Origin of the sequence: Bradyrhizobium sp. SEMIA, assembly GCF_014844175.1 — a bacterium.
Lineage (GTDB): Bacteria > Pseudomonadota > Alphaproteobacteria > Rhizobiales > Xanthobacteraceae > Bradyrhizobium > Bradyrhizobium arachidis.
Genome location: NZ_CP046601.1, coordinates 8,235,028 through 8,252,441, shown reverse-complemented (window position 1 = coordinate 8,252,441; position 17,414 = coordinate 8,235,028). Strand labels below are relative to the sequence as shown.

The 17,414-nt window shown below is 65.3% G+C and carries 15 protein-coding genes and 1 pseudogene; 12 read left to right on the top strand and 4 right to left on the bottom strand.

Annotated features, from left to right (window positions below; translation table 11 throughout):
• Positions 1-15 precede the first annotated feature (15 nt).
• Together FOM02_RS39590 and hydA are read left to right on the top strand one after the other, a co-directional pair.
• Entirely contained in the window at positions 16-741 is a 726-nt protein-coding gene (locus FOM02_RS39590) for an aspartate/glutamate racemase family protein (RefSeq protein WP_035729902.1), read from the top strand.
• Entirely contained in the window at positions 738-2,162 is a 1,425-nt protein-coding gene (gene hydA / locus FOM02_RS39585; protein ID WP_092218539.1) for a dihydropyrimidinase, read from the top strand. Before FOM02_RS39590 ends, hydA begins: the two co-directional genes overlap by 4 nt.
• A gap of 43 nt (positions 2,163-2,205) precedes the next feature.
• On the opposite strand, the gene FOM02_RS39580 is transcribed toward hydA, so the two are convergent.
• The 3 genes from FOM02_RS39580 to FOM02_RS39570 all read right to left on the bottom strand — a co-directional run bounded on the left by FOM02_RS39580 (position 2,206) and on the right by FOM02_RS39570 (position 5,368).
• Complete coding sequence (locus FOM02_RS39580; RefSeq protein WP_416207743.1) at positions 2,206-3,147, bottom strand: acetamidase/formamidase family protein; 942 nt, start codon at positions 3,145-3,147, stop codon at positions 2,206-2,208.
• 19 nt (positions 3,148-3,166) lie between these two features.
• Positions 3,167-4,585, bottom strand: a complete 1,419-nt coding sequence (locus FOM02_RS39575) for a cytosine permease (protein ID WP_027557187.1) — start codon at positions 4,583-4,585, stop codon at positions 3,167-3,169.
• A gap of 288 nt (positions 4,586-4,873) precedes the next feature.
• On the bottom strand, positions 4,874-5,368 hold the full coding sequence (locus FOM02_RS39570) for a MarR family winged helix-turn-helix transcriptional regulator (RefSeq protein WP_027557188.1): 495 nt from the start codon (positions 5,366-5,368) through the stop codon (positions 4,874-4,876).
• Between the two features lie 156 nt (positions 5,369-5,524).
• Between FOM02_RS39570 and FOM02_RS39565 the strand changes: the two genes are divergently transcribed.
• The 10 genes and pseudogenes from FOM02_RS39565 (at position 5,525) to FOM02_RS39520 (ending at position 16,379) form a co-directional block, all read left to right on the top strand.
• Positions 5,525-6,802: an amidohydrolase/deacetylase family metallohydrolase gene (locus FOM02_RS39565; RefSeq protein ID WP_027557189.1), complete on the top strand. Its 1,278-nt coding sequence runs from the start codon at positions 5,525-5,527 to the stop codon at positions 6,800-6,802.
• Positions 6,803-6,811: 9 nt separating this feature from the next.
• Positions 6,812-9,205: a xanthine dehydrogenase family protein molybdopterin-binding subunit gene (locus FOM02_RS39560; RefSeq protein WP_035729897.1), complete on the top strand. Its 2,394-nt coding sequence runs from the start codon at positions 6,812-6,814 to the stop codon at positions 9,203-9,205.
• Positions 9,202-10,038: an FAD binding domain-containing protein gene (locus FOM02_RS39555; RefSeq protein ID WP_027557191.1), complete on the top strand. Its 837-nt coding sequence runs from the start codon at positions 9,202-9,204 to the stop codon at positions 10,036-10,038. Before FOM02_RS39560 ends, FOM02_RS39555 begins: the two co-directional genes overlap by 4 nt.
• On the top strand, positions 10,035-11,234 hold the full coding sequence (locus FOM02_RS39550) for a xanthine dehydrogenase family Fe-S subunit (RefSeq protein ID WP_027557192.1): 1,200 nt from the start codon (positions 10,035-10,037) through the stop codon (positions 11,232-11,234). The genes FOM02_RS39555 and FOM02_RS39550 overlap by 4 nt, the downstream gene beginning before the upstream one ends.
• 92 nt (positions 11,235-11,326) lie before the next feature.
• Positions 11,327-12,481, top strand: a complete 1,155-nt coding sequence (locus tag FOM02_RS39545; RefSeq protein WP_027557193.1) for an ABC transporter substrate-binding protein — start codon at positions 11,327-11,329, stop codon at positions 12,479-12,481.
• Positions 12,482-12,606: 125 nt separating this feature from the next.
• On the top strand, positions 12,607-13,479 hold the full coding sequence (locus tag FOM02_RS39540; protein ID WP_027557194.1) for a branched-chain amino acid ABC transporter permease: 873 nt from the start codon (positions 12,607-12,609) through the stop codon (positions 13,477-13,479).
• Positions 13,476-14,522 (top strand): branched-chain amino acid ABC transporter permease, encoded by a 1,047-nt coding sequence (locus tag FOM02_RS39535; protein ID WP_027557195.1) that lies wholly within the window; start codon positions 13,476-13,478, stop codon positions 14,520-14,522. The genes FOM02_RS39540 and FOM02_RS39535 overlap by 4 nt, the downstream gene beginning before the upstream one ends.
• The gene (locus tag FOM02_RS39530) at positions 14,522-15,304 is read left to right on the top strand and encodes an ABC transporter ATP-binding protein (RefSeq protein WP_035729894.1); all 783 of its coding nucleotides are present in this window, start codon (positions 14,522-14,524) and stop codon (positions 15,302-15,304) included. Before FOM02_RS39535 ends, FOM02_RS39530 begins: the two co-directional genes overlap by 1 nt.
• A pseudogene (locus tag FOM02_RS39525) lies at positions 15,297-16,000 on the top strand (ABC transporter ATP-binding protein). Before FOM02_RS39530 ends, FOM02_RS39525 begins: the two are co-directional and overlap by 8 nt.
• Positions 15,993-16,379 carry a Rieske 2Fe-2S domain-containing protein gene (locus FOM02_RS39520; protein WP_051377953.1) on the top strand — a complete coding sequence of 129 codons (387 nt, stop codon included), beginning with the start codon at positions 15,993-15,995 and terminating at the stop codon, positions 16,377-16,379. Before FOM02_RS39525 ends, FOM02_RS39520 begins: the two are co-directional and overlap by 8 nt.
• 78 nt (positions 16,380-16,457) lie before the next feature.
• On the opposite strand, the gene FOM02_RS39515 is transcribed toward FOM02_RS39520, so the two are convergent.
• On the bottom strand, positions 16,458-17,318 hold the full coding sequence (locus tag FOM02_RS39515; RefSeq protein WP_027557199.1) for an alpha/beta hydrolase: 861 nt from the start codon (positions 17,316-17,318) through the stop codon (positions 16,458-16,460).
• Positions 17,319-17,414 lie beyond the last annotated feature (96 nt).

Sequence of the window (17,414 nt, the reverse complement as noted above, 5' to 3'; positions counted from 1 at the left end):
GCTATATGGCCCTACATGCGTCTCGGTATGATCACCCCGTCCTCCAATTCGGTACTGGAGCCCGTCACCAGTGCCATGCTGCATGGTGTGGCGGACGTCACCGCGCATTTCTCGCGCTTTCGCGTCACCGAGATCGCGCTCGATGCCGCGGCACTGAGCCAGTTCGACGCCTCGGCGATGCTGCCGGCGGCGGATCTGCTGGCCGACGCCAAGGTCGATGCCATCGCCTGGAACGGCACGTCGGCGAGCTGGCTCGGCATCGACCGCGACCGGAGCCTTTGCGAGGCGATCACCGCGCGCACCGGCAAGCCCGCGACGACGTCGACGCTGGCCTGCATCGATGCCGCCCGCGCGCTCGGCAGCAAGCGCGTCGGCCTCGTATCGCCCTACACGGACGATGTGCAGCGGCGGATCGCCGACGTCTGGGCGACGGAAGGCATCGCGCCGCATGCTGAGCGGCATCTCGGTCTGCGTGACAATTTTTCCTTCGGTGAGGTCACGCCCGCGGCGATAGCGGACATGATCCGCGCCGTCGCGGCGGAGGGGGCCGATGCCGCAATCGTCCTCTGCACTAATCTCGATGGCGCGGCGCTTGCGGCCTCGCTCGAGCGGGAATTGAACGTTGCCGTGCTCGATTCGGTGGCGGTCACGCTGTGGCGAACGCTGGAGCTGGCCGGCGGCGACATCGCAGCCCTCGCGCAGTGGGGACGCATTTTCCAGACATCGGCGATCATCAAATGACGGAGAGCCCTGTGACGCAGCTCGATCTCGCCATTCGCGGCGGTACCATCGTGACGGCCAGCGACGAGTTTCGCGCCGATATCGGAATTCGCGGCGGCCGCATCGTCAGCATCGCCGACCGCATCGAGGGCGCGGCCCGTGAGATCGACGCGACGGGTCTGCTGGCGCTGCCGGGCGGCATCGACAGCCACGTCCACATCTCCCAGCCCTCGGGCCCCGACGTGGTGATGGCCGACGATTTTGCCTCGGCGACGCGCGCGGCAGCGGCCGGCGGCAACACCATGGTGCTGCCCTTCGCGCTGCAGGAGAAAGGCACCTCGCTGCGCACTTGTGTCGAGGACTATCGCAAGCTCGCCGAGGGCGAGTGCTACATCGACACCGCCTTCCACCTCATCATCTCCGATCCGACCGCAGTGGTGCTCGGGCAGGAGCTGCCGGCCCTCGTCAAAGACGGCTACACCTCGTTCAAGGTGTTCATGACCTATGACGACCTCGTGCTCAGCGACAAGCAGCTGCTCGAGGTGTTCGAGGTCGCGCGCCGCGAGGAGGCACTGGTCATGGTTCATTGCGAAGGCTACGACGCCATTCGCTTCCTCACCAGCAAGCTCGAACGCGAGGGCCACATCGCGCCCTACTATCACGGCACTTCGCGGCCCCAAGCGGTCGAGCGCGAGGCGACACATCGCGCCATCAGCCATGCTGAGGTGATCGGCGTTCCCATCATGATCGTGCACGTCTCTGGGCGCGAGGCGATGGAGCAGGTGCGCTGGGCCCAGCAGCGCGGCTTGCCTGTGCATGCCGAGACCTGCCCCCAATACATCACGCTCACGGCCGACGACATGAAGGGCCTGAACATGGACATCACGGGCGCGAAATATGTCTGCTCGCCGCCGCCGCGTGATGTCGAGAGCCAGCAGGCGATCTGGGAGGGCATCACGTCAGGCGTGTTCCAGACCTTCTCGTCCGATCACTGCCCATTCCGCTACGATGATCCCAAGGGTAAGCTGACGCCGAACGCCCGCACCTCGTTCCGCTGGGTGCCGAACGGCATTCCCGGCGTCGAGACGCGGCTGCCGATCCTGTTCTCAGAAGGCGTCTCGAAGGGACGCATCACCCTGCAAAGGTTCGTCGAGCTAACGGCGACCAACCACGCGAGGATCTACGGTCTCTATCCGCGCAAGGGCTCGATCGGCGTCGGCTTCGATGCCGATATCGTGCTGTGGGATCCCAAGCTGAAGAAGAAGATTCAGCAGGCCGATCTTCACCACGGCGCGGACTATACGCCCTGGGAAGGCTTTGATGTCACCGGTTGGCCCGTCACCACCATCGCCCGCGGCCGGGTCGTGTACGACCAGGGCGAGATCGTCGGCGACAAAGGCGCGGGTGAGGTGCTGAGCCGCGGCAAGTCGAGCCTGATCTGACCAGGCGCAGCTCGCGCGGCGCCTGGTCCAGCGAAGAACGCGGTCAGGGCATGCGGGATTTCGCCAGGACGCAGTGGACGCCCTTGTTGCCGTCGACCATCTGCGTAATCCTGAGGTCGGCGGCGATCGAGCACAGCGTATAGGCGTCCTGCGTGCTGAGGCCGCTCCTCTCGCGGATCAGCGCGATCATGTCGCGCAGCGCCGCCTTGGCCGCATCGTCGAGGTCTTCATCGAATCCCATCGTGATCCAGTCGACTGCGGTTTCCGCGCGCGGGGAGGCGAGGCGAAGATCGCGCCGGACATGGAATTCGAAGGTACCGGTGAGAGCAGCCTCGATCGCCGTCAGGCAGACCTCGCCATCGCCCTGCAGCGCATGGCCGTCGCCGGCGGAGAACAGTGCGCCCGGCACGAAGACAGGAAAATAGATCGTGCTGCCAGCGCCGAGCTCCTTGTTGTCCATGTTGCCGCCGAACGCCCGCGGCTCCTTCGAGGACAGCCGGCCCCAGCCCGGCGGTGGCGCGACGCCGAAATTGCCGAAGAAGGGGGACAGCGGCAGCTCTTGTCCCCAGGGCAGGCGCGCCACGTTGCGCGCGCGGTCAAGCGGAATGTGGATGCGACGGAATTCGGGAAAATCCTCGGGTAGCGTGCCGAGCATCGGCACCTGGAGGTTCCAGCCCCAATTGCAGCGTAGCTCGATATTAAGCACGCGCACTTCCAGCACGTCGCCGGGCTCGGCGCCCTCGACGTGGATCGGCCCGGTGAGCAGGTGCGGCCCCGGACCGCGAAACGTGCTTGCCAGCACCTCCGCATGCCCGGGAACGATGTCAAAGCCGAGCGACGGATCGGGCAGATCGTCCGGCTCGCCCGAAAGCGTTTCGATGGTCACCCGGTCTCCGGATGCGATCCGCAGCACCGGCTTCAATCGTCCGTCCCAGAGTCCCCACTGGACGTTTCCGGGAATGGATCGCAGAACGTGGTCCATCACTCTACCGTCACTGCCGCTGCTATCTGCCTGCGCCGCTCGCTACGATGGAGGAGGGTGAGGTCGAGAGCTTGCCGAGCCCGAGATAGACGAGGCCCGCAACCCCGATGCCGAACAGCCAGCTCAGGTCGGCACCGCCGAGCAGGTTGATCGAGATCGGCCCCTGCAGCGCGCCGACGAGGCCGTCCTCGACCAGCCATCCGGCAACGAGGCCCGCAAGGAAGGCGATCATGCCGGCCCAGTTGATGTCGCCATAGGCGCTGGTCTCCGGCGAGCGATAGAGCTCGGCGATGTCGATCTTGCCCTTCCGCTTGATGAAGAAGTCGGCCAGCACCACCCCGGCCCATGGGCTCATCCACAAGAGCAGGCTGATCATCCAGTTGTCGAACGCTTTCGCGAAAGACGGCGCGAAGATGAAGTACAGCGTGACCAGATAGCCGGCGACGCCGACGATGACGGTGAGCCAGAAGCGCGAGAATTTCAGCCCCGCGCTCAGCGCTGCCAATGTCGCCGAATAGACGTTGAGGATGTTGGTGGCGATCGGGCCGTGCAACACCATCAGGAGGACCAGGATGCTGACGGGCCCCCCAAATACCGCGCTCACCATCTTGGCGGGATCGGTATCCAGCGTCGTCGAGGCGATCGTCGCGCCGAGAATGCCGAGCCAGACCGTGGGTACGAACATGCCGACATAGCTGTACCAGAAGACGGATTTCGACGGCACGCTTCTCGGCACGAAGCGCGAATAGTCGGAGGCCCAGGTCACCCAGGAAATGCCCCAGCCGACCCCGATCGCGGTCGTCAGCAGCGTCAGCATCGCCAGATGTGCGCCCGGAGCCAGCGAGCTCGTCAGGCTCCAGTTGACGACACCCGGGCGCGTCCATGCCAAGACGCTCATCAGCACCATAATGGCGATGGTCGGCGGCACCGTGTACTTCTCGAAGGTGCGTATCGCGTAGAAGCCGTAGATTCCGATCAGCACCTGCACGGCCATCACCAGCGTGATGACGACGATCTCGATCGGCCATGTGTCGGGCACGCCGAACTGCCCGAGGATGCCCATCGAGACCTTGACCGGGAAGTAGGTGTTGACCCCGATCCAGCCCAGCGTCATCAGGAACATCAGGATGCTCGGCAGGTAGGCGCCGCGGACCCCGAACGCGGAGCGGCTCAGCACCATCTGGTTGACGCCGGTCTTGTGTCCCATCACCGTGAAGGTCGCGAAGATCGCGCAGCCGACGATATTGCCGAGCACGATGACTGCGATCGTCTCCATCAGGCCTAGCTTGAGGATGATGCCGAGCGCGCCGAGCGCCCAGTTCACTGGCGCGATGTTGGCGCCGGCCCAGATCCACATCTGCTGCGGCCCGGTTGAGTCCCGGTCCGCATCCGGAATTGGCTCGATGCTGTGAAGATCAGCGCGAAGTTCGGAATCCGTCATGACATCCCCCAATACGAAGCACGCTTCGCATCATCGCAGCATAAATCGTGCCATCGGTTGTGGCCGGCCGGAGCAGGGCCCGCATCGATGCCTGATGCAGTCTCGCTTGCGTCGGATTGCTGTTGGATTCTCAAGGTCGCTTCGACCTCGGGTGTGAACTGGCGGCCGCAACCATGAGGTGGCGATCCCACGCGCGAGCCAGTGGGCGAGAGGCAAGGGACGTTGCATGGCTGAGCAGCGGTACGATGATAAATTGAGCAGCCCAATCCAAAAGCGCGGCAGCTGCGTCTAGTCGAATAGGGCATTGGCACTGTCGCGACTGGGGTGGCCAGCCACGATGCGCTGCATCATTTCGATGAACTGCGCCTGCTCCCGCTCGCTGAGATCTCCCAGCGTTGCGCGATGCGCCCGTCGCGCCGCGCCCTCGATCTTGACCAGCAAGGCGGCGCCGGCCGGTGTCAACCGGCACAGGCGCGCCCGGCGATCGTCCTTGTTGACCGCGCGCTCGACCAGGTTTCGTACCGCCAGACGCTTCAATGCGCCGGTCGTGGTGGTGCGATCGAGGGCGATATCGGCCGCCAAAGTGGTCTGATCGGCGGTTTCGCGCACCGCCAACGCCGAGAGAAGGCTGTATTGCAGCGGCGTGACCTCGAACGCGCCGCAGGCTTCCTGAAACAGTGCGACGTGAATCTGGTGCAGCCGGCGGATCAGATATCCGGGTCGTTGCGACAAGGGCCACGGGCGGTGCCTGCTCCCGCCGCGACGTGTCTTCGCCTGCCGCAATGCACACTCTCCCAATCCAAACCCTGCCGCGCTTAGCTCGATTCGAGTGCGCCCGCCACCGCCGGATCATGGCACGAAGCTTGCTTTTGTCAAAATGCGAAGCATGCTTCGTAATTCGGGCGATGCCGTCGCTCGTTCAGGGAGAGGAGAGCGCCCGTGTCCGTTACTGCCAGCTTCGACCTTCTGCTGCGAGGCGGTCGCGTGATCTGTCCGGCCTCCGGTGTTGACGGCATCAGGGACGTCGCCATCCGCAACGGCAGGATTGCAGCCGTCGCGTCCGACATTCTGCCGACCAGCGCCAAGGAGGTCGTCGACGTCAGCGGCAAGCTGGTGCTGCCCGGGCTGATCGACACCCATGCGCATGTCTATCAATATGTCTCCGGCCGCTTCGGCATGAATCCGGACATGGTGGGCGTGCAGTCGGGCGTGACGACGCTGGTCGACCAGGGCGGCCCGTCCTGCATGACGCTGCCCGGCTTTCGTCACTTCATCGCGGAGCCCGCGGCCTCACGAGTTTATGCCTTTCTGTCTGCCTACCTCGTCGGCGGCCTCGAAGGGCACTTCTATCCGCAACTCTACAGTCCCGATGGCGTCGACATCGACGCCACGGTCAAGGCGGCGGCGGCCAATCTCGACATTGTACGCGGCATCAAGGCGCATGCCGAGATCGGTGGTTTCGCGCGCTGGGGCATTCGCGTCATCGAGATGGCGGCGGAGATCGGAAAGCGCGCCGATCTTCCGGTCTACGTGCATTTCGGCCAGCTCTGGGGCCTGCCCGAGAGCGGCGCCAATGGCGAGGATGCTGACACGATTCTTACGCGCGTGATCCCGCTCCTGCGTGAAGGCGATGTTCTCGCTCATCCGTTCACGCGTCATCCCGGCGGCTTCGTCAACCGCGAGGGTGAGGTGCATCCGGTGATCCAGGCCGCGCTCGACCGCGGCCTGAAGGTCGATGTCGGTCACGGCAGCCACTTCTCTTACCGGCTCGCCAAGAAGGCGATTGCCGCCGGCATCATTCCGACCACGCTCGGCGCCGATATTCACGGCTACAACACGCATGTGCCCGCGCCGGCCGGAACGCCCGACCAGCACGAGGACGAGGAGAACCATCCGTTCGCAGGACAGGCCAAGTTCAGCCTGGTGCAGGCGATGAGCTCGATGATGGCGCTCGGTCTGTCGCTGGAGCAGGTGGTGCCGATGGTCACCTCCAATCCCGCAAAAATGCTCGGCCGCAGCGAGGAGATCGGCGCGCTCAAGGTCGGCATGGGTGCCGACGTCTCCGTGCTCACGGAGAAGAACGGCCGGTTCGTCCTGAAGGACAACGAGAAGAACGAGGTCATCGCCGAGCGCCTGCTGCAGCCGGCCTTCTGCCTGCGCGCCGGCACGCGCTTCGACGCGGTCGCACCGATCCTGCCGCAGGCCGTCGCGGCATAAGTCCGCGCGGTGAGGGAGAACGCCGGCGTGCGCAACGAACGAGAGTTTCCTTCTGGCAAGTCCGGGCAGGGCGTTGGCGCGCGGCTGCCGCGGAAGGAGGATGACCGCCTGATGCGCGGCCGCGGCCAATACGTCGCCGACATCAGGCTCGCGGGCCTTCAGGACGTCGCCTTCGTGCGCAGCCCGATGGCGCATGCACGCATCCGCGGCATCCACGTGCCCGAGCGTTATCGCGGCAGCGTGTTCACGGCGGCCGAGCTCGTCGGGATCAAGCCGATCCGCGCGGTATCGGGGCTGCCGGGCTTCAAGATATCCGAACAACCGGTGCTGGCCGCCGGCAAGGTGCGCCAGGTCGGCGAGCTCGTTGCGATGTGCCTGGCGCCGACGCGCGCCGAGGCCGAGGACATCGCGGCCTCCGTGACGCTCGATTTGGAGGAGCTGCCCGCGGTCTACGACATGCTGAAGGCGCGCGAGCCCGGCTCGGCGCTGGTGCATGAGCATTGGGGCGACAACGTCTTCCTCGAGACCAACTACGAGGTCGACATCTCCGCCGCGCTGGATGCGCCGATCAAGGTGACGCGCGAGATATCGACGGCACGGCAATGCATGTCGCCGCTGGAGGGCCGCGGCGTGGTTGCGACCTTCGACCGGCGGCTCGATCAGCTCACGCTGCATTCAGCGGCACAGATGCCACACATCACACGCAGCGGCCTTGCCGAGTGCCTCGGCATGGAGGAGGGCCAGATCCGCGTCATCTCGCCCGATGTTGGGGGCGGCTTTGGCCACAAGGGCATTCTGCTGCCGGAAGAAGTCTGCCTGTCCTGGCTGACCATGCGTAACGGCCATCCCGTGCGCTGGCTGGAAGATCGCCGCGAGCATCTCGTCGCTAGCTCCAATTGCCGCGAGCATCATTACAAGATCACGGTCTATGCGGACCGTGACGGCACGCTGCGCGGCATCGATTGCGAGGCGACCGTGGATTCCGGGGCGTACTCGTCTTATCCGTTCTCGGCCTGTCTCGAGGCCGCGCAGGTCGCGAGCATTTTGCCCGGCCCTTACAAGATGCCGGCCTATCGCTGCCGCACCTTCTCGGTTGCGACCAACAAATGCCCGATCCTGCCGTATCGCGGCGTCGCGCGCACCGGCGTCTGCTTCGCGCTGGAGCTGATGCTTGATCTCGTGGCGGCCGAAGCCGGGCTCGAGCCCGGCGAGGTGCGGCTGCGCAACCTGGTGCTGCCGGAGCAGATGCCGTTCGACAACATCACCAGGAAGCACTTTGACAGCGGCGATTACCCGGAAGCGATGCGGCGCGCGCTCGCCGCCATCGACATCGAGTCCATTCGTGCCAAACAGAGCCTGGGCGAGGTTGACGGTCGCCGCATCGGCGTCGGCGTCTCCATCTATTGCGAGCAGGCGGCGCACGGCACCTCGGTCTATTCCGGCTGGGGCATCCCCATGGTGCCGGGTCACGAGCAGGCCTCGGCACGCTTGACGCCGGACGGCGGCCTCGAATTGCGCGTCGGTGTGCATTCGCACGGGCAGGGCATGGAAACGACGCTTGCCCAGGTCGCGCACGAGATCCTCGGCGTCGAAATTGCAAAGATCCGCATCATCCTCGGCGACACCGCGATGACGCCCTATTCGACGGGGACCTGGGGCTCGCGTTCGATGGTGATGGCCGGCGGCGCGGTGGCGACGGCCTGCCGCGAGCTCGGCGAACGCGCAAGGCGCATCGGCGCCAAGCTGTTGCAGCACGATCCGGCCGCCGTGGTGTTGCAGAATGGCGAAGTGCGCGGCGTCAATGGCAATGTCAGCCTGAGGGCGATCGCCCACACCTGGTATCGTCGCCCGCAGGATCTCCCGGCCGATGTCGATCCCGGCGGGCTCGAGGTGACGCAAGGCTACAAGCCCGTCCGCGACAGCGGCACCTTCAGCTATGCCGCGCATGCGGCCGTGGTTGCGGTCGATCCTGATCTCGGCGAAGTCGAAATTCTGGATTACGTGATCGTCGAAGACGGCGGCGTGCTGGTCAATCCGCTCGTCGTTGACGGCCAGATCTATGGCGGTCTGGCGCAGGGCATCGGCACCGCGCTCTACGAGGAGATGCCGTTCGATGCCTCCGGCCAGCCGCTGGCGACGACGCTCGCCGACTATTTGCTGCCGGGCCCGACCGAGGTTCCGGCCGCGCGCCTCGATCACATGGAAACGCCGTCGCCCTATACGCAGTTCGGCGTGAAGGGCATCGGCGAGGGCGGTGCGATTGCGCCGCCGGCCGCCATCGCCAACGCCGTCAACGACGCGCTGCGTCCGTTCGGCGTCGAGCTGATGCAGTCGCCGATCACGCCGCATCGCGTCGTCGAAGCCGTGCTGGCTGCACGCGCCGCCGAAAGGAGCGCGGCATGAAACCGGCGCCCTTCAGTTATGAGCGTCCACGCGATCTCGACGCCGCGCTGTCGATGCTGGCCGCAAGCGGCGGTTCGGCAAAGATCATCGCCGGCGGGCAGTCGCTCGGACCGATGCTCAATCTGCGGCTGGTGCAGCCGGAGCTGATCGTGGACATCTCCGGCCTGGCCGAGCTCAAGCGGGCCGAGGTTTCTCGTGGCGAACTCGTGCTCGGCGCCTTGGTCACCCATGCCGACATCGAGGATGGGCGCACGGCCGACGTGACCCGCGGCGCCATGCGCGGCGTCGCCGCCAACATCGCATACCGCGCGGTGCGCAACCGCGGCACGATCGGTGGCTCCCTCAGTCATGCCGATCCCGCCGCTGACTGGATCTCGTCGCTCGCCGCCCTGGGTGCGCGCGTGACGCTGCGCAGCCTTGGCGGCGCTCGCACCATGGCGATCGAGGCCTTCGTCGTCGGCGCGCTGGAATCGGCGCTGCATGCGGGCGAAATCGTCGAGGCGATTCACGTCCCGTCACGCGCGGCCTCGGCCCATTGGGGCTATGCCAAGAGCTGCCGCAAGACCGGCGAGTTTGCCCACGCCATCGGCGCTGTACTGATCGATCCAGTTGCTGCCTCGGCGCGTGTCGTGATCGGTGCGATTGACACGACGCCGATCGTTGTCACCGATGCCGCCGAGCTGTTCGGCGGGCGGATCGCGGCCGACTACAAGCAGCGCTTCGACGCTCGCGTCGCGGATGGCCTTCTGACCAAAGCCGGCATCGACGACGTCGCGCAGCGTCACATCCATGTCAGCGTGTTGAAGCGCGCCGTCCTGGAGGCCGCGGCATGACCACGATCGCACTTCAGGTCAATCGCCGTGCGGTCGAAGTTTCGGCCGAGCCGCGGACCAGCTTGGCCGATTTCGTCCGCGATGAGCTGGACTTGACCGGCACCCATCTCGGTTGCGAGCACGGCGTCTGCGGCGCCTGCACCGTGCTGCTCGACGGCGTGCCGGCGCGCTCCTGTATCACCTATGCGGTGGCCTGCGCGGGCGCCGACATCACCACCATCGAAGGGCTCGATGAGGACGAGGTCACGACCGAGTTGCGCGCAGCCTTCACCCGCGAGCATGCCCTTCAGTGCGGCTATTGCACCCCGGGGATGCTGGTCTCGGCGCGCGACTTGGTGTTGCGTCTGCCCGATGCCGATGAGCGGCGCATCCGTGTCGGCCTCAGCGGCAATCTCTGCCGTTGTACCGGCTATGTCGGGATTGTGCGCGCCGTCCAGTCCGTCATCGAGGCGAGGCGTGCGCGCAACATCGCGCCGCTTGTCGATGGCGGCCGGACCAGTCTCGGCCCCGCCGGATCGGGGCGAGCCACGTTCAGCGGCGACGAGCCGAGGCCTGCGCGGCAGATCTCAGTGGCGGCATCAGACGGCGCTGCACTGGTCCGAATTTCCGATTTCATTCCGGCGACCGTTCTCGATCAGCGCTTCACGCTGCCGCATGCACCGACAAGGGTGTTCGCGATGTTCGATGACATCGCCGGTATTGCATCCTGCCTGCCCGGCGTATCGCTCACGGCGCCGCCAACGCCGGAGCGCGTGGAGGGCATGATCAGCGTCAGGCTCGGGCCGATCGCGGCGTCCTTCGAGGGCGCCGCGCGCGTCGAACGCGATCCCGCAGCGCTATCGGGACGCATCGTCGGCGTTGGCGCCGACCAGCGCAGCCATTCGGCGACGCAAGGAGAGATCCGCTATCGCCTGCTTCCGCTCGAGGGCGGCTCGGCGACCGCCGTCGAAGTCTCGATCGGGTACACGCTCACGGGAATGCTGGCGCAGGTCGGCCGGCCCGGCCTGGTGCGGGATCTTGCCAAGCGCCTCGTTGCGGAGTTCGCGGGCAATCTCGACCGCCACATGTCCGGCGCGCCGTCGGGGCAGGTGGCCGCGGCAGAGCTCAGTGGCTGGTCGATTGCCTCGGACGTTTTGCGCGCCCGGCTGGCGCGCATGTTTGGCCGCGTCTTCACTGGAAAAGGTGGCGCGGAATGATCGGCGTGCCGGCACCGGGGAGTGACGAAGCCTTGAACGACCTTGGATTGGACGACCCTGGATATCAACAGCGTGGGATTTGGAGAGACAACATGACACGAGCACTCGGACTGGTTCCGGCCATCGCGCTGGCGACGGCCTTGTTCGGCGGCACGGCAGGGGCGCAGGCCATCAAGATCGGCGTCAACGAGCCGCTCACGGGCGCGTTTGCAGCCTCCGGCACCTACGTCGTCAACGGCGCCAAGATCGCTGCCGATGAGATCAACGCCAAGGGCGGCATCCTGGGCAAGAAGATCGAGCTCGTCATCGAGGACAACAAGAGCAACCCGACGGAGGCCGCCGCCGTCGCCGAAAAACTCATCACCAGCGACAAGGTGCCGGTGCTGATGGGCGCATGGGGCTCGAGCCTGACGCTCGCGGTGATGCCCAAGCTGATGGAATACGAGACCCCGATGGTCGTCGAGACCTCGTCCTCCGGCAAGATCACGACGACGGGCAATCCCTTCATCTTCCGGATCTCGCCGCCCTCGGCGGTCGAGGCCGCCGCGTTCAAGGGCATCGTCGACAAGCTCGCGCTGAAGAAGGTGGACTTCCTCGTCATCAACAACGACTGGGGCCGGGGCACTGCCGAGGACTTCAGCAAGATGATGAAGGACAAGGGCATCAGCATCGGCCTCGTCGAGACCATGGACCAGGGCGCGCAGGACATGAGCGCGCAGCTCTCCAAGATCAAGAGCTCGGATTCCGAGACGGTGATCGTCACGACGGCGGTCGATCAGCTGACGCTGATCTTCAAGCAGGCGGCCGCGCTGGGCCTGAAGAAGCGCATCATCACCACCGGCGGCTCGCAGAACCCGGACCAGATCATCGCCCAGGCCGGTGCCGCCGCCAACGGCACCATGCATCTGACCACCTTCCTGCCGTGGTTCCCGGACAAGACGCCGAATCCGGAAGCCACCAACTATTTCATCACGGAATGGAAGAAGCGCGGTTTCGAGTTCGCCGGCTGCACCGAGAGTTTTCGCGGCTATGACGGCATCCGCACTGTGGCGGCGGCGATCGAGAAGGCCGGCAAGGCCGAGCCAGCCGCAATCAAGGCGGCGCTCTGGGACATCAATATCAAGGGACTGAACGGCGATATCGTGTTCCGCAAGTCCGGTCCGGAGGGCAAGGAGAGCGGGCAGAGCCAGCCGAACGTCTATCTCATCGAGATCAACGACGGCAAGGTCGAGCTGAAGACGCTCTAGAGCATGATCCGGAAAAGTGTGAAGCGGTTTTCCGGCAAGATCATGCTCAAACAATAACGCGCTTCGTCGACGGCGAGGGCGGTGCATCACTGCCCTCGTCATGTGCGATTTATTCGGGAACGGCTTTGAGCGAATTCCTTCAGCATCTGGTCAATATGCTCGTGCTCGGCGGCACCTATGCGCTGCTGGGCATCGGGTTGACCTTGATCTTCGGCATCATGAACGTTGTGAACTTCACGCACGGCGTGCTCTACACGTTCGGCGCCTACATCATGTTCATCGTGGTGCAGCAGCTCGGGCTGAATTTCTTCCTGGCATTGCCCGTCGCGGTGCTTGCCGGGTGGCTGCTCGGAGCAGCCATCGAGCTGACATTACTGCGACCGCTGCGCGGCTCCGACATCGACACCACGATGCTGGTCATGATCGGCGCCTGGATCGCGATGCAGTCCGGCACGCTATGGATCTGGGGCGGTGTCGCCAAATCGGTGGCCACGCCATTCCCTGAGACGCCGCTGGTGCTCGGACCGGTGTCGGTATCCTGGCTTCGCCTGTTTGTGCTCGCCGCGGCGGCAATGTTGATCCTGGTGACGTACCTCCTGATCAACAAGACCAGCCTGGGACGTGCAATGCGGGCGACGTTCCAGGACCACGACACGGCCTCGCTGATGGGTGTCAACGTGGACATGATCTACACCTCGACCTTCGCGATCGGCTCCAGCCTTGCCGCCGCCGCCGGCGCTCTGCTCGGGCCTGTCTACGTGATCTTCCCGCAGATGGGTGATCTCGCCGCCGTCAAGGCCTTCGCCATCGTCATCCTTGGCGGCCTCGGCAATATCACGGGCGCGGTGATCGGTGGCTTCATCCTGGCGCTGGCCGAGGAATTGGGGGCGGGCTACGTCTCGTCTGGTTACCGCGACGCCATGGGTTTCGTGATCATCATCGCGGTCCTGATCTTCCGACCGACCGGCCTGTTTGCGCGCGCGGAGCGGGTTGGATGAGAGCCGCCGTCACCATTTTCGCCGTCGCGGCCCTGGCCTCGGTGCCGCTCTGGCTGCGCGATCCCTATCTCCTGAACGCGCTGATCACGACCGGCATCTTCGTCATCGGCGCGATGAGCCTCAATCTGTTGCTAGGCTTCACAGGCCAGCTCAGCCTCGGCCACATCGCTTTCTTCGGCATCGGCGCCTATGTCAGCGCGCTGACGTCGCTCGGCTTCGACGTCGGTCTGCCCGGAGACGTCCGCCTGGTTCACGCACCTTGGCCGCCGATTGCAGGCTTCTTGCTGGCCATCCTGGTCGCCGGAATGTGCGGCTATTTCGTCGGGTTGCTCTCCTTCCGCGTCCGCGGCGCCTATTTCGTCATCGTGACCATCTCCTTTGCCGAGGTCGTCCGGCTGGTCGCGCTGAACTGGGTCGAGCTGACGCAGGGGCCGCTGGCACTGACCAACATTCCATCCATCGCGCTGCCCTTGCCCGGCCTTGGTGAGCTGACGCTGCGCACCAAGATGCAGAACTACTATCTCGTGCTGATCGTGGCGCTGGTCGCCTATCTCCTGATCGCCCGCCTCGTTCATTCCCATTTCGGCCGTGCGATGCGGGGGCTGATGGAGAACGAGACGCTCGCCGTCTCTGTCGGCATCGACGTCACCAGGACGCTGACGGTGGCAGCCGTGATCTCGGCCGCGATCGCGGGCGCGGCCGGCAGCCTCTATGCGCACTACATCCGGATCATCGACCCCGAAGTGTTCGCCTTCATCAACACCGTCACCATGGTCATCATGGTGATCAGCGGCGGCAAGGGCTCGCTGGCCGGGCCCGTGGTCGGCGGCCTGATCTTCGGGCTGCTGCCGGTCGCGTTGCGGCCGGTCATGGCGCCGGAGGCGCAGTGGATCGCCTATGGCGGCGTGCTGATCGCCATCCTGTTCGTGCTGCCCCGTGGCATCGTGCCCTCGCTCGCACAGCGCTTCATCCGACGGCGCAGCGGCGCGCCGGCGTTGGCATCGGTCGCGCTCACCGAAACCGGTGCCAAGGAGCCGGCGTGATGACCGCGCGCAGCATTGCCATGACCATCGAGCAGGTCGCCGTCCGCTTCGGCGGCCTGGTCGCGATCTCCGACATGAGTTTTACGGTCGGTGAGGGCGAGATCGTCAGCCTGATCGGGCCGAATGGCGCCGGCAAGACCACCGCCTTCAACGTCATGACTGGTTTCCTGACGCCGAGCGCAGGCCAGGTCACCTATCAGGGTACGACGTTGACCGGGTTGAAGCCGCACGAGATCGCCGATCTCGGCCTGATACGCACGTTTCAGCGCACCAGCGTGTTTCCCAACGACACCGTCTACGACAATCTCCTGATCGGTCTGCATCGTCAGGGCCGGGTTAGGCTGCTCGATGCCATCCTCGGGCTGCCGGGCGCGCGCGCCTCGGAACGCAGGCTGCGGCAGCGCGCGAGCGAGTTGATCGAATGGGTCGGCCTCGAACGCCGCGCCCATGATGCGGCCGGCTCGCTGTCCTACGGTGAGCAGCGCCTTGTCGGTGTCGCGCTGGCGCTGGCGGCGGAGCCCTCGATGCTGCTGCTCGACGAGCCCGTCTCGGGCATGAACGCCTCGGAAACCCACCGCTTCGTCGAGCTGATCCGCAGCATCCGCGACCGTGGCATCACCATCCTGCTGGTCGAGCACGACATGCCGATGGTGATGACCGTCTCCGACCGCATCGTGGTGCTGAACTATGGCCGCATCATTGCCGAGGGGACACCGGATGTGATCCGCAACGATCCGGCCGTGATCGAGGCCTATCTCGGACATGGAGCGGGGCGTGCTTGAGATCCGCGACATGGTGTGCGGCTATGGCGGCGTCACTGCGCTGCGTGGCATCTCGCTCGACGTGAAGGCCGGCCAGCTCGTCGCCCTGATTGGCGCCAACGGCGCCGGCAAGAGCACGACGCTGCGTGCGATTTCCGGCCTCGTGCCGCCGCGCGCAGGGCAAATGCGGTTCGAGGGCATCGACATCACCGGGGCGAGACCACCGCGCGTGCTCGCCAGCGGGATCGCACATTGTCCGGAAGGCCGGCGCGTATTTCCGCACATGAGCGTCGAGGAAAATCTCGACATGGGGGCTTACCTCCGTCGTGGTTCGGGCGAGATCGCGGCCGACCGCGACCGCATCTACGCGGAATTTCCGCGGCTCGCCGAGCGGCGCCGGCAGGCGGCGGGCACGCTGTCGGGCGGCGAGCAGCAGATGCTGGCGATCGGCGCGCGCTGATGTCGCGGCCGCGGCTGATCATGTTCGACGAGCCGTCGCTCGGCCTTGCGCCCAACATCGTCGAGCGAACCTTTGCAATCATCCGCGGTATCCGCGATGCCGGCACCACGGTGCTGCTGGTCGAGCAGAACGCGTTCGCCGCGCTCGAGATGTGCGACCACGCCTATCTGCTCGAGAATGGCCGCATCGTGCTGTCAGGCGCAGGCTCCGAGCTGATCGAGAACGAGCATGTGCGGAAGGCCTATCTCGGTGGATGACGATGCCGCCGGCTCGGCTGGCTTCGGCTGGACGCCGGTCTGCAATCTCGACCGCCTGAGAGCGGAGACGATCGTTCACGTACATGTTGCAGGCTTCGACCTGCTGGTGATCTGGAACGACGGCGATGCCGTCGCATGCGACCGCGCGTGTCCGCATGAACAGGCGGATCTGGCTCTCGGACAGGTGAGGGCCGGCCGGCTGTTCTGTCCGCGTCACGCGGCATCGTTCGATTTGCGCGACGGGGCGATCAATCCGGGATGGCCGAGCCCGCCGTTGCGGCTTTACCCGATACGGATCACAGGAGAACAAATCTGCGTGGAAGTGCGAGCGCAGCAAGCGCGACGTCATGCCCCTGTTTTGCCCGACGAGTCAAAATGATCGGTGGTGTCGCCTTGCCTGCAAAATTCGTCTTTGAAAACAACGGCATTCTACTGTGCATGGGGTTGTTTTCACGGTTCAGTCCAGCAACCGGCGAACGGCGTCGACGAGGACCCCGTTTGGCCGCCGCAGGGCCTCGAGAATGGTGAAATGATCGGCGCCGTCGACCGGAATGAGCTTGCCGGGCGCCTTCGCCGCCGTGCGCTTGTCGTGGAGGTTGATGGAATCGCACACGAGCGCCGGCAGCTCGTTGCTGCCATAGGCGATGTCGAGCCGCTTCGGCGTGACGGGCAGGCGCAGCGGCGACAGCGCGGCGATTTCCTCATCCGTCAGCTTCAGCGCGTTGTTGAGGCCGGTATCGCGGATTGGCGCGAGCTCGTACACGCCTGAGATCGCCAGTCCCGCATGGACACTCGGATGGTTCAGCGCCATCGCTGCGAGATGGGCTCCGGCGGACCAACCCGACAAGACGACCGGTCCGGCAACGCCATAGGACGCGCCATTTGCGGCAAGCCAGTCGAGCGCGCGCGGCACTTCGGCGACGATGTCGGTGAGGGATACCTCCGGCGCCAGCGAATAGCCGGGAATGGCAACCGACCAGCCATTGGCGGCGATGCCTTCGACGAGCATCGCGAACAATTCGCGCGAATTGCGCTGCCAATAGCCGCCATGCACGAATACCAAGCAGGGCGCCTCAGGCCTGCCGGCCGGGTAGAGATCGATCTTGTTGTTCGGCCGCTGACCGTAAGGCAGATCGAGATGGGAATTCAGCGTGCTTCGCAGCCGGCCAGAGGCTTCGTTCCGTTCGGCAATCAGGGCCGTGCTGTTCTTGACGGCCGCGTTGTTGTCATAGGCGGCGTCACGTTCTGCCTGGGACAGCCCGGACCATGCGGAACGGGGGTCGACTGGTCGACCTCTCGAATGAGCATTCTCAATCATAATCACTCCGATGCGGCCCGGATGGCACCCTTATCCAATTTGGGCCGGCTATTCACCGACAATTGAGGTGTTAGACCAGCCGTGTCCAGATTGGAC